The sequence below is a fragment of the Candidatus Zixiibacteriota bacterium genome (genome assembly GCA_040756055.1).
Classification (GTDB): domain Bacteria; phylum Zixibacteria; class MSB-5A5; order GN15; family FEB-12.
Map to the genome: position 1 here is coordinate 62,982 of JBFLZR010000009.1, position 13,381 is coordinate 76,362.

Annotated in this window: 9 protein-coding genes; all 9 read right to left on the reverse strand. The window is 51.8% G+C overall.

The window, feature by feature from the left end; all coding sequences use genetic code 11:
- Nucleotides 1-318: 318 nt before the first annotated feature.
- The 9 genes from AB1483_13605 to AB1483_13645 all read right to left on the reverse strand — a co-directional run bounded on the left by AB1483_13605 (nucleotide 319) and on the right by AB1483_13645 (nucleotide 13,338).
- Nucleotides 319-1,644: a radical SAM protein gene (locus AB1483_13605; GenBank protein ID MEW6413486.1), complete on the reverse strand. Its 1,326-nt coding sequence runs from the start codon at nucleotides 1,642-1,644 to the stop codon at nucleotides 319-321.
- A 681-nt stretch (nucleotides 1,645-2,325) separates the two neighbouring features.
- On the reverse strand, nucleotides 2,326-3,411 hold the full coding sequence (gene mnmA, locus AB1483_13610) for a tRNA 2-thiouridine(34) synthase MnmA (protein MEW6413487.1): 1,086 nt from the start codon (nucleotides 3,409-3,411) through the stop codon (nucleotides 2,326-2,328).
- 63 nt (nucleotides 3,412-3,474) lie between these two features.
- Nucleotides 3,475-4,641 carry a cysteine desulfurase family protein gene (locus AB1483_13615; protein MEW6413488.1) on the reverse strand — a complete coding sequence of 389 codons (1,167 nt, stop codon included), beginning with the start codon at nucleotides 4,639-4,641 and terminating at the stop codon, nucleotides 3,475-3,477.
- 85 nt (nucleotides 4,642-4,726) lie between these two features.
- On the reverse strand, nucleotides 4,727-6,652 hold the full coding sequence (locus tag AB1483_13620; protein MEW6413489.1) for a BamA/TamA family outer membrane protein: 1,926 nt from the start codon (nucleotides 6,650-6,652) through the stop codon (nucleotides 4,727-4,729).
- Entirely contained in the window at nucleotides 6,652-10,197 is a 3,546-nt protein-coding gene (locus AB1483_13625; GenBank protein MEW6413490.1) for a translocation/assembly module TamB domain-containing protein, read from the reverse strand. The genes AB1483_13620 and AB1483_13625 overlap by 1 nt, the downstream gene beginning before the upstream one ends.
- Nucleotides 10,194-10,859, reverse strand: a complete 666-nt coding sequence (locus AB1483_13630) for a hypothetical protein (protein ID MEW6413491.1) — start codon at nucleotides 10,857-10,859, stop codon at nucleotides 10,194-10,196. The genes AB1483_13625 and AB1483_13630 overlap by 4 nt, the downstream gene beginning before the upstream one ends.
- Before the next feature lie 47 nt (nucleotides 10,860-10,906).
- A complete protein-coding gene (locus AB1483_13635) occupies nucleotides 10,907-12,091 on the reverse strand; it encodes a S1C family serine protease (protein ID MEW6413492.1) in 1,185 nt (394 codons plus the stop codon).
- 1 nt (nucleotide 12,092) lies between these two features.
- A complete protein-coding gene (locus tag AB1483_13640) occupies nucleotides 12,093-12,704 on the reverse strand; it encodes a hypothetical protein (protein MEW6413493.1) in 612 nt (203 codons plus the stop codon).
- A 31-nt stretch (nucleotides 12,705-12,735) separates the two neighbouring features.
- Nucleotides 12,736-13,338 (reverse strand): sigma-70 family RNA polymerase sigma factor, encoded by a 603-nt coding sequence (locus tag AB1483_13645; protein MEW6413494.1) that lies wholly within the window; start codon nucleotides 13,336-13,338, stop codon nucleotides 12,736-12,738.
- Nucleotides 13,339-13,381: the final 43 nt, after the last annotated feature.

Sequence of the window (13,381 nt, forward strand, 5' to 3'; positions counted from 1 at the left end):
GTTTTCCATTCTCAATGATGCAGTACACACAGCGGTGAATGCGGCAGGAGAAATCCCACCGCATTCACCTCAAACGGTCTCGGACATCCGATCTTTAGTCGTCCGGCGGAAGCATAATTCCAATGATCGGATAGATAACCGGCTTGCAGAGCGTTGGACAATATGTCCCGCACAGCAAGGCACAATCCGTTGGGCAGTTGGGGCCGTTGGGGCCTTTACCGCTTGACGGTCCGATGATGAATATCATTGCCTCTCCTCCTCATGTGTTTCACGCTGAAGGCACGACGCCGCCATTATTGATTTGAACAATTGATGGCGCTATGTAGCCTCCCGGCGTGTTACATAAAGGTGTCGTAGCTCAAGCAAATCCTGCAGGTTTTCACTGAAGAATTTGCACTTTCCTGACAGACTCTCTGTTTGTTCGCGGATATCGATAGCGCACCCTCCAGCGCAGACGGGGAGAATAGCGCATGATTTACAGCTGTTACTTTCCAACGGGTCGAGCGTCGTATATTGGAGCATATTCCGATGCTGGAATTCATCCACCGGCCTGTAAAAAATGGAATCCACCGACTGATCTACCCTCGCAGACACATCCTGCCAGCATTTAAAGATGTAACCGCTTGGGGCTATTATAAAAGAACTGTCGGAGTCAGTCGGACATGAGGGCTCGGCAAGTAAATACGGAAAGTCAAACTTCAGACCGCTTCTTCCCGTTACATTTCGATAGATATTCAGGTGGTTTTTGAGCTCTGAATCACTCTGACGGCATCGACCGATTGCGTCAGCGCAGATCTCTGTTTTAACACGGCTCGGTGCAACGAGAAGGCGCACCCTGCCGAGTACATCAGCCTGCGCAAGTGAATCAAGAACGTCGTTCATACCCTCGACATCGCTTGCGGCGACATTTATTCTCACAATCGTGTCGAGAATTCCGGCGACCTGCGAGAGGTTGAAGACTATCCGGTCAAACGAACCGTTCACCTCAGACAATTTCCTTGTTTTATCGTGCGCTTCCCGCGGCCCATTCAAAGTGACCTGAGCGGTGTGGACGCCCGCTTCATTGAGGCGCAGCGCCATGGTTTTATCCAAAAGAGCGCCGTTGGTGATGATCGTTGAAGCAAAAAGTTCGATTCCATACCCGGCAGCTTTGTCGGCAAGATGTCTCTGGATTCGCTCGATGGTATCGATTTCGAGAAGCGGCTCACCACCGAACCAGGTAACATGTATCTTCTCGGCTTTCCTGATGGTCTTGTCCAGAAACGAGACCAAAAATTTCTCGACCGGTGGCCGCATCTTCATCTTGTGTTGTCGTCCGTAGCATAAATCGCAGGTTAGATTGCAATCGAGGGTAGGAGCAATGGCGAGGGTAAGAAGGTCTTTTCCGAAGCGGCCACGATTATAATACATTTTCTGCTGCGCCAATTCATGGACATCATCTTCAATAAGGAATCCGCCATAAACCAACTGCTGTCTGAGAGCGAGGTTATTCTCGGCAGATTCGCCCAGGGGATTCTTTAGAACGGCGGAGACCTGCGAATAGGAGTTCGGGTCAAGCTCAGCCATGGCACCCGTGACACTGTTAAAGAGGATCCGGTTGCCATTATCGAGATCGGCAAAAATGTTAAACTGGGACGCTTTCACGAGACTTTTTGTTCCTGTGAGGGACTTGTCAAGAGAAGCCGAGGTGCTGCTTCTATCGCCGTCAAGTTAAGTTGTTCCAAATAGGATACTTAACTAATATAGCTTTTTTGTCCCGACTGTCAATATTGAAGTTTAGAGCCGAATCATCGCGACCCTTCACGTCTAGCGATCCGGCGCTGTGTTACCGAATGTCCTACAGGATGACCAAAGTGAAACACGGTCGAGAAGTTACGACCGTGTTTTTGCCTGCGCGTAAAATCGAAATCGCTCGATTTTTTTTGTCATTCGGGCGGCTGGATAACAAACAGCCTTATGCAATCGAACGGGCAGGGTTTGTTCGGTCCCTTACCGCTGATGGGCTCAATGATAAACAGCATTAGCCTTCCTCCTCAATGCGTTAGGATATATTCTGTTAGCACGAGCGCATAATCTGTTGATCTGCAAAGTCGGTTACGTGCTGAACAGATTCTAATGATACTTTACATCACCAATAGAGTCCTAGAGTCATCTAATCTGTCCTTCTGTAGGGGGCCTGCAGGAAGAGGCAACGTACTATATGCTACCAACACACAGTCAAGCCGCTCTAATAAGTCAGTATTTAAATAAGTCTTCCTGGAGCTACATGTCAATATTGATATTCACGAGCGGTAATTTCAATTAAGTATCCTGAGGAGCCAACCGCTAAGCGATGATCCCACCGCCCAGAAGAACATCGCCGTCGTAGAAAACCACTGACTGGCCGGGGGTTATGGCGCGCTGCTTCCGGTCGAAGACGACTTTCACCTGGCGGTCCGACAAGGGAATCAAAGTTGCCGGAGCGGCCTTGTGCTGATAACGAATTTTTACTTCGACGCGAAGTTCCTCTGCCGGTGGGGCAATGCTTACCCAGTTGACATTCGCTGCCGTCAATTCGCGTTCGTAAAGCCCACTATCATCGCCGACTAAGATGCGGTTACTATCGACGTCAATCTTCTGGACATACAGCGGGGTCGGGTAGGCAACCCCGAGCCCCCGGCGCTGGCCAATAGTGTAGAAAGGTGTCCCCTTGTGTTTGCCCAGCACGGTTCCGTCTTCATGAACAATATCTCCCGGGGCATGCTCAATACCTTCTTTGGCATCATACTCGGTCAAGAAGCGGTGATAGTCGTCGTCGGCAACAAAGCATATCTCGCGGGATTCGACTTTGTTGGCTGTGCGGAGGTTATACTTTGACGCAATCTCACGGACCTGGGATTTCAGCATTCCACCGAGCGGCATAAGCGTTTTGGACAGAGCCTCCTGACTGATTCCCCACAGCACATATGACTGATCGCGTGATTCATCGACGCCTTTGCGAATCCGGTAGCGGCCGCTCTCACTTTGTTCGACGAAGGAGTAGTGGCCGGTGGCGATAAAGTCGCACCCTACCTGCTTTGCCTTGCGAAGAAACTCGTTCCATTTTACTTCGGTGTTACAACGCACGCACGGATTCGGAGTTCTGCCGGCCCGGTATTCATTTACGAAATCCTTGATTACTTTTTCCCGGAACTGCTCGGACATATTCAGGACATAGAACGGGGCGCCAATTGAATCACAGACCATGCGGCAATCGGTAATAGAATCGATGGTACAGCACCGACCGTCCTTGTAAATATCGCCGCCCACATCGACATAGTCCCAGAGCTTCATGTGGGCCCCAACGACATCGAAGCCCTGTTCCTTCAGAATCAGGGCCGCTACGGACGAATCCACTCCACCGGACATTGCCACCAGTACTTTTTCACTCATGGTTCATAACCAAAGAAAAGGGTCGCTGAGCGACCCGTAAGATTCGCTCCCTGTTCATTGCGCCTATTGTTTGCTATAAACAGGAGACATTTCGCGCAGTTTGCCGATGACATCAGGAAGAACTCCGAGGACGTAGTCGATTTCATCGCGCGTCGTGGATCTGCCGATAGAGAAGCGGATGGCCCCCTGGGCCATGACACTTTCGATCCCCATGGCTCTCAACACATGCGAGGGTTCGGTTGCTCCGGAGGTACAAGCGGAGCCGGAGGAACAGGCGATTCCCTTAAGGTCCAGCGCCAGAACGATCGACTCACCTTCCACGCCATTGAACGAAATATTGACCGTCTGAGGGACCCTGTTTTGCCTGGTGCCATTGAGCGCGATATCGGGAATAGTCGCGACCACTTTGTCGATGAAATAGTCGGCCAGATCCGACATCATTTTATAGTCCTGTTGCTGACGGGCGAGGGCTATTTCAAGGGCCTTCGCGAAACCGACCGCCCCCGCGACATTTTCGGTTCCGGGCCGACGCTTCCTCTCGTGTGAACCGCCGTAGAACAGCGGTAACACCTTAATGCCGGCGCGAATATAGAGGGCACCGATTCCCTTGGGCCCGTAAATCTTGTGGGCGGTAATCGAAGCCATGTCTACGTCCATCTGACGAACATCCACCGGGATTTTGCCTGTCGACTGAACAGCATCGGTATGAAAGAGGCTCCCTTTTTCGTGGGCAACTTCAGCCATTGGCCGGATATCCTGAATAGTACCGGTTTCGTTGTTGGCGTGCATTACCGAAACGATCGATGTTCTGTCCTTGACGATTTGTCGTAGTTGGTCCGGTGAGGAGAAGCCTTCGCGGTCCACCGGCAAAAAGTCAAGCTTGAGGTTGTGCCGGTGAGCGAGATATTCGGCCGGTTCGAGCACGGCGTGATGCTCGGCGGCGCCGACAATGATGTGGTCTTTTTCTTTAATATTTTTAAATGCCGTCCCGAGAATGGCAATATTGTCCGATTCAGTGCCTCCCGACGTGAAATAGAGTTCAGTCGGATCGCAGTTTATGACCGCGGCGATTTGTTCGCGGGCGTTTTCCAGCGCCACCTTGGCTTCCCGTCCGAATGAGTGCACGGAACTGGCGTTACCAAACTTTGCACTCAGATATGGAAGCATTGCTTCGACCACGAGCGGGTCTACGGGGGTGGTGGCATTGTGATCAAGATAAACGGTCTTCATGTTATTTCTCTGATTTTTGATTTACTACATTATATATCAATACGAACTATTTGCCGGACTCAGTTGTTCCGGCGCATCTAACTCATTAGAAGGCATATAATATAGTAAAATGCCAGCGGCTGGCAAAGTCATATTTGTCGGTCTTTATTCTTCGGGCGTAGTCGATCCGGATAGGGCCGGCTGGTGACATTATCTGAAAACCAGTACCATAACTGTATGCCAGATTGGAGAATTTCATTTCAGTATCCTGCCTGAAGCCATTGCCCATATCGAAAAAGACCGACTGATACAGCGGCAGCGTCTCGAAAAATCCCCCGATACCCGGCAAAGCCTGTAGAAACTGGATGGTCCTCCATCTGAATTCCTGGTTAAATATAGCCGTAATCCTGGCACCTTCCACCGATCCATCCTCAAATAACGGTCCGAGGGAGTTTTCTCTGAACCCTCTGATGGTACTGGCGCCGCCGAGATAGAGGCGCTCCTCAGCCGGGACTGCGCTCGATTGACCGAAGGCGGTGGCGTATCCTCCTTTGATGCGCGTGGCGGATATCCAGCCGGGCCAGACCACCTGGTATCTTCCCCAGCTTGCTTCAAGCTTGTAAAAATCGTCATCTCCACCGAGAAAACCGCCGAAAAATTCGCCCGAGATATCGCTGAGCGAACCTCTTCGCGGGATGAAAATGTTGTCACGACTGTCTCGCCGGTACGTGGCATAGAGCTTCCGCCTGGCGGAGATACCTTCTTCCTCCTTTATCAGTTGCTCGGTTCCGGCCGGGATGTCGGAGAGCTCGACCTCGTTGTACTCCAGTCCTGCCGTGGTTTTCACTTTGTCACCGAACCACTTGACAGTCGACACCGAAACCGACCAGGAACTGATTACGAAATCCTGGACCGACGACCTTATAGGAGGTTCATACTGTCCTGTGAATGAGACCGGCATTCGAAAGCCCAAAAACCATGGCTCTGTGTAGCGAATCCAGTAACGGTGCGTGATCAGCCTTGATTCCTGTCCGAGGCCGAAAGAGTAGTCGGATTGGAAATTCAGACGGCGTGTTCCGATGAAGTTGCGTTTCCCCAGGCCGAGCGATAGATCCCAGATCAGGTCGCGCAGTTCCGATTGACCGGCACCGGTCTTGACAGATACATAATATGGCTTGCGCTCTCTCACTTTGAGCTGGAAATCCGGGCGGGATCGGTCCCCGCTGTTTTCCGCCTGAGTCAACTGCAGATAGCTGAAATATCCCGATTCAAACAGTCGGCGCTGCGAATCCAGAATTGCCTTACGCCGGTAAACGTCTCCGGACTTCAAAGTAAGTTCACGTCTGGCTACGAACTCGGGGTATATCTCAGAGCCTTCGACAGTGACATCCCCAAAGTGAACCAGGGAATCAGCCTCCACGACGAAATTCACGGGGGTAATCGGTCGGGTGGTCAACGTATCGATTTCAAAGTCTACTCTCGCGTACGGATAGCCGTTGTTGGCCAGGATAGTCTTCATATCGAAGACGACCTGATTTATTTGTATCGGGTCGACAGGCTCGCCCGATTTAAGTTTCTGATGGATTTTCGAGAAACGGAAGTCAAAACCACCAGGATAGGTCCCGGTAACTGAAGTTGAGCCATAGAAAAACTGATTTCCTTCATTGATAGCGACTCTCACCAGGGCGGTGGAGTCGGGTTTCAGTATTTCGAAAGTCTCATCCACCTGAACTCCGAGGAATCCATTGATATAATAAAGGTATTTGATTTCGAGTGTATCCCTGCCCAGTGTTTCCCTCTGTATGCGGCTGCGCCTCTCCCCTGTGAGGACATCAAACAGAGTCCGAACCTTGGAGTACATCCTATTTCTTATTCTGGAATCACTGAGATACGAGTTGCCTTCGATCACGATAGAATCGATTATCGGCTTATTCCTCGCCCAGCGCAGAGTGACTTTATCAAGAGGCTTTGCGGCACACAGACCCGGGAGGGTTATAAACACGAGCAGCAACAATACTGTCAGTCGATTCACTAGAATTCCCAGTACAGCTTGAGGTTCATGTGGTATAGCTCATCCTCGTCCCGCAAACCTTCGAGTAACACCGATCGGTTGAATCGGTATTCGAAACCGACCTCCTGTCGGCTCTGGCCGGAGAGCGCGGAACGACCGTAGAGATACAGATTCGGTGAGGTGTAAAATCCCAGGGTCACCCTGGTATCGAGCGGGTCGAGCTCGCCCGAATAGCTCGGGTCGATTTCGAAGGTCTCAACGCCCAGGTGACGCAATTGCCTTGAGCCGATTCGGGACACTTGCGCCGAAAGCAAATCAGTCATGCGTCTTTCAATACCTCCGCTGGCCGTGGCCCCCGCCTCACCGCTATAAACGTTGGCCACCAGAAGCGGGAGAATATCTTCGCGGGAGTTGACATCGGAATCCTCTGTCGGGTTTATTTCCGGCTCCTCGAGGGTGCCGGTCACATGGATGCCAAGCTCAAGTTGTTCGACCTGGTTTTGTTCTTCGGCTCCCCCCCGGCTGCCGGCCACGCGCGTATAGGCGGTGATATCGAGACTGGGATTGAAGGTGTCGCCGCCCTCGAAGACTACGCGGCTGCCGGGTTCGATTGTAAAAGTCTTGTCGAACAGAAAGCCTCTTCCGCGCAATATCTCCATTTCGCCTATGAAGCTGTATATGCCGGACTCGCGCAGCATGGTAATCTCGCCGGCAAACTCAGCGTCGATATCTTCGTTTTTTATCCAGTAGTTCGAGATTATGTTTATGTCGACGGCCAGATTCCACGTGTTCTGTCCCGAGAGCGCGGTCATTATCGGTGAACCCTGGTCCGGCTCCGCAAAATCGACCAAGTAGTTCATTGACAAAAGCTGAATGTTCCCGGTCACGAGCGGCGGACTGTCGCCTTCGACGTGTAGTTTGCCCTCGAAACTACCCTCTATGTCATCGAGTTCATAGCGGAAAGTAAACTCTTCAGGAATGACAACATCGAGATCGTAATACAAACTGTCGAGAGACTTGACCGTGATGGTACCTTCGGCAAAAACCGATTTTTTCTCCTCGTTGTCCATAACATAGGCCTCCATCCCGTCGATAATAATCCGGTTGTCGTTCATTCTGACACCGACCGAATCGCTGCGCAGCCAATCCTCGAGGTCGAAGTATTTCAGCCGCGCGTCCACCATGAAAGCTCCTCCCTCAAGATGGGGATTCAGCGGCGTCCCGGAAAGAACGAAGTCGGCGAAGAAGTCTCCTTCGAGCTGTTCGACCGACGGCTGAAGCAGGGTGACGAGATCGAACCGGCTGTCGACGGCAGCTATGGAGATATTCATCGGCAGGTTCGGAAACCGTTCCAGGGAATCCGCCGTGAAGGCGAGATCGACATAAAAAGAACCCTCCGCCCGGTAGTCTCCGTAGCCGGACAGCAACTGGAAGTTGACAATATTTAGTAGGCGATCCCCATATACAAGACTCGTGGCAACATCTCCCAGAAGCAAGTCCTCGTATACCAGCGAATCCGTTTGCGCATTCAGGATAAACTCGGGTTGCATGACTGACCCGGTTATAGAAGCTTCGCACGACAACAGACCATCAACCATAAGGCTTTCGGCAAACAGGTTTTTCCAGGGTTTCATCGGTATGTCGTTAAGCAGCAGTTGAAGATCCATCGTTTCATCATAATTCGCCCTGCCGTTTGCCGATAGCCAGGCGCCGTTGTTGCCGATCGCGGCCTGAAGGATGTTAAAACCGAGCGAATCAACCTGGACTTGCATCCCCGCGCGGTTGTAGAATCTCTGCCCGAAAAGGTCCAGTATGAGGGTGTCTACCGTCATAAGTCCCGGTTGAGCCTCGTAGTCGTAAAGTCCCATCGAATAGAGCCGCGTGTAAGGATTGTTTATGCTGGCGGTGTCGAAAAAAACAAGATTGGAGTCAATTCTAATCAGGGCATACCCCGTGTCAAACGGCATATCATATACAGTGCCCCGATAAAAATCAATATCAACCGAACCGAGTTTGCGCGATAGAAAACGTTCGATATCGACAGCAGCGAACAGGCTGTCGCTGAACAAACCATATATCCAGACCGAGTCGGACATGAAGTAACCCTTGAGATCGGGATCGGAAGTGTTACCGGTGAGGGTTGCCTCGGCACGACCTCTTCCTCCCGGCTGGTCGATAAACAACTTCCCTTTGTAGCGATCCAGGTTTTTCAAATCGGCGGTGACAGCAAGGTCCATATCACCGGAATATTCAACTTTGCCGTTGGCGTAGAAGATATTTTCGAAATAGTCCACTCTGAAAGAATCAAGGAAGATGATGGAATCGGTGGTGATCACCATATCCCCGCTCCCCCGCTGGATGGGATAGTCGTCGAACGACGATTCATACAGGCGGGTACGAAGATCGAGGACAAGGTCAGCGCGTTTGAAGGATTCGCCGTACATGATAATATGTCCGTTGAGATCCGACTCGAAAGTGTTCGCGATGAGATTGTTCAGATTGAACTGCCTGATGTCGGCTTGCAGGTTATAAGTTTCAACCGGACCGTTGAAATCGATATAACCATTACCATCTATCCCGCAATCGCCAAAAATGGTGCCATAGAGGGTATCGAACTGAAGGAATTTGTCAGCCAGCGAGAAATCCACGAACAGGTTGTCAAGCGACATGAAAAGAAACTGGCCGCCAATATCAACCGAGCCACGCAGATCGTCCCCGGCGAATTCAACCGTACCGTTAACATCGACCGTTCCTTTCAGCTTCGGTCCGATAAACGTAGCCACATCGGCGAGATTGACGTTATCCGCGGCAAAGGAGACAACGCCTGAGGGAACGTTTTCAAAATTCATGTTGCCGTCAATTCTGATTCTCAGGTCTCCGAATATGAAGACGATGTCTTTGAAAAGAAGCTTGTTGTCGGCGAAGGTCACCTTGCCGCCGGCGGCATCCAGTCCGAGTTTTTGACGGTTGGATGTGAACTCGAACTGCTCAACATCGACAGAGTAAGTATCCTCCTCTCCTTTGAGCGCCAGCGATATGAATATATCATCAAAGGTCAGGGTGTCATCCGGCTTGATCAGTTTGACCGTAAGGCTATTAAGACTTAATCGACCTATGGAAAATGGCGGCGCCAGGTTCGGCGGTTTCGCGGCGGCGGTGTTCTTCGGAGAAAAGTTCGGTATGATCCAATGCCCGCTGGTGTCTCTTAGCAGAACCAGTTCGGCGGAATCGACTGTCAGATAATCGAAGATGAATTTACTGTCCCACAGATTGGCAAGGGCGTACGACGTAACCAGGCGTGGAATGTGCAACAACTGGTAGCGCCGAGAGGCATCGTCGTAGTACACCGTTACGTCTTCCACCAGCAGACCTGACAAGAAGCTGCCTTTTACTTTTCCGACGGAGACATCAAGATTGTACTTCTGACCAACGACAGCATCCAGTTTCGCGTTGATAATTCTCTCGATGCCACCCAGCTTGAACAGGTACAGGTAGCCTCCCGCGAAAAGAACGGCGAGGCTCAGCGCGGCAATGAGTGAGACTTTAATCCATCGACGAATTTTCATGTCTTCAACTGACCAATGATCCGTTTTGCCGCGCCGTAACCGTTACCGGCGGCGGGCCCGATATCATCAATCACCGAGGTAACCAATTCCGGGGGTGCTCCGACGTTGAGCGCTCCACGGATGTGCGAATGAAGCTGTTTTTCTCTGTTTTCCATCATCAAAAAGGCCATAATCGCCAGTTCTCGGGAGATGATGTCTACGTTTGGCCTGGACAACACCTTCCCGTATCCTTCGATAATCATCCAGCGAAACACTTCGGGCGCCATAGCAGACACGCGGTCCATCAGTCTGAGATTATTCGGCCCATACACTTTTTTATACAACTCGGACCCCTCGTTGAACCACTGCTTGGATTCCTGCGTGGTAATTGGTCCGCAGCCGTCAGCGCTGTTATTCGCCGGCAAAAGGCGATGAAGTGTTTCGACCGCGGTCAACATCCTGGGAAAGCCAAGAAACAGGTACGACTGCAGTACGATTTCGTAGAACGATGAACGCCGCAAACCGTAATGCTGGCCGCGCTCGATGGCCTTCGCCATAACGCCATCTTCCGCGAAAGTTATACTGGCAGCATACAGCGCCAGGGCTCTTTCAGCGGGATGGCGATCGGGTGAAAACAGGTCTAACCTGTGGGTCAGCGCCCCGATATCTGCCGACTGATTCATGGGGGTAAGTTAAAGGAAACGAGGAAGAAATGGCAACGTAAAACTTGTTAGCGCAGCTGCTCAAGCCGCTTTTCAAGCAGGCGAATGCTCTCTTTGAGGACGTTGATTTCACTGAGCAGTGAGTCTCTCAACGACTGCGGCAGCCGTTCGGCATCGTCGGAGTATAGCGCATTGCTTAGAGTCTTCGTGGTACCTATCTTCGCGGTAATCCAGTAGGGATGGTTCTGTCTTAGAACGCCGAACTCAATTTCGGTTCCCACGGCGGACTGCTTGACCATACTCGCCAGAAGGGTCGCTGATGGCATACCAAGCCGATTGACACTAAACAGCAGGTCGCCCTTTTTGAGCCCGGCTCTCGCCGCCGGTGAGGTGGGAACAACCCTGGTGACCACAAGACCACGCTCGATCAGGATGTCGGGCGATTGAGAGCTTGCCAGTTGATTGGTCCCCCGGATCTCGAGAGGCGGAAAGATTTCAATCTCCGCGGTTGTCAGTCCCAGGTAGCCCGCGTAGCGATCTCCCTGGTTTATGAGCACATCGGCTACTTCGTGTATCTCAAACGCCGGCACGGCGAGTCCCATGCCGTCGAGGCCGCTCTGTCCCATGCCGCCAACGACTATACCGATCAAATCGCCGGAGAGATCGAACACACCGCCCCCGAGCGTACCGGAAGTTATCGGCGCCGTGAATTGCATGACGCCATCGGGCCGCACCCCGGCGCAAAATCCCAGCGAGGGGGCGGCGCGCAGGCCATAGGCATTACCGAGGGCGACTACCATTTGTCCGGCGCAACCGAGTTCACGTGACAACCGCACCGGTTGACCAACCGGTTTGGAAGATTTGAGCATGGCCAACCCGCTCTGGTAATCCACTGCTTCCACTGTTGCCTCAACCTCTTTGTCCTCATACAGGATCCGAATCAAGGGTCTATTGGCCACTGATGAAGCCACGGCGAGTATATGGCCGAGGGTGTCATAGACAATCCCGGTCGCGATGACATTATAAACGGTTTCCCTTCCCGGTTGAGCATCCACACCGGGAACCGAAGCCGCCGGGTAGGAAGACTCTATGGCAACGATAGAAGTTGACAGGCGATATACGAGATCACTGAGCCCGCTTTCGAAGCGGGTCAGAGAATATTCCTGGGCGATAACAGTTGAAGAAAAAAAGACCGCCCAAAAAGCTATAAGCACATACTTTCCGGCGGCCTTGCCATAAACGTTAGGTAGCATTTTAGTAAACCTTCGCGCCCTCCTGGACTGAAGAGCCTGCGGGCAGTCCATATACGCGGATCACCGGCCGTACACGGAAATAGTCAGGTACGTAAGGAGCATGGTAGGCGGTCTGAGAGGTTACCTGCCTCATACCGGAGACCGGTTCGAAACTGTTTGCGGAAGTCATCGAACTGGTCAGCGTGTTAACACGTTCCACCCGCGCCAACTCATCATTGAGCGACCATCCGCGATGCATCGGCACCGCCAGGTTGGGGTTGTTTACGGGCTGCACCGTGAGATAGGAATCGTCGAGCTCCCTGGTCGAGGAACTCGTGAGCCCCACCCCCTGCTTGATTTCGGGTGAGATGGCGACGATGGAAATGAACAGAACCAGGCAGGCGGTCGCAACGACCGGAACCAACTGCCCCCAGGTTACTCTTGGAGCGGTCTTGGGCAGGTAGGCCTCCGTGCGGGTCTGGGCGAACCTCTCCTGGGCAACTCGGTTGAGGAGTTTGGCGTTAAAATCATCGGAAACCTTAAACTGCGGAATTTCTGACCTGACATCGAGCAATGATTTATAAAAGGCCTCTTCTTTGCGACAGGCCGAGCAGGTCGAAAGGTGTTCACTCACAGCCAACCTGCGCCGCCCATCCAACTCATCACTACAATAGGCCGACAGGTAAGAGCGCACTTTTCGACAACGCATCATAACCCTCCAGTTTGGGCTGTAGTTTGTCTCGCAACATCATGCGAGCGCGGTTAACGCGGGACTTGACCGTTCCCAGCGGAACACTGAGCATCTTGGCAACCTCTTCATAAGGAAGCTCCTGGATGTCGCGGAGGATAAATGCCACGCGGTATTTCTCAGGGAGATCCTTTATCGCGCTTGAGAGCGCCTGTGGAAGGCGACTCGGCAATTTCATCTCCACCGCAAAATCAGTCTCGTTCCCTTTCATTTCAGTAATGTCAAAGAATTTGAATTTCTTTCTCTTTCGGAGTTCATTGCGCGCCAGGTTAAGGGCAATGGTGTATATCCAGGTTGAGAAACAGTGCTGAAAGTTGAACGACTGCCGGTGCTGGTAAACACGAACAAAGGTCTCCTGAACAATATCCTGGGCTTCTTCAACCGATGACAACATGCGCCCGATAACGTTCATGAGCCTGTCTTTGTATCGATCCACAAGCTGATTGAAAGCAACCATGTCGCCGTTCTGGACAGCCTTTATAAGAGCGAAATCGATATCTTTTTCTGTTTCCTTAATCACCGGAAATCCTATCACCTGAACGCTTATTTCTAATACCCTTCAA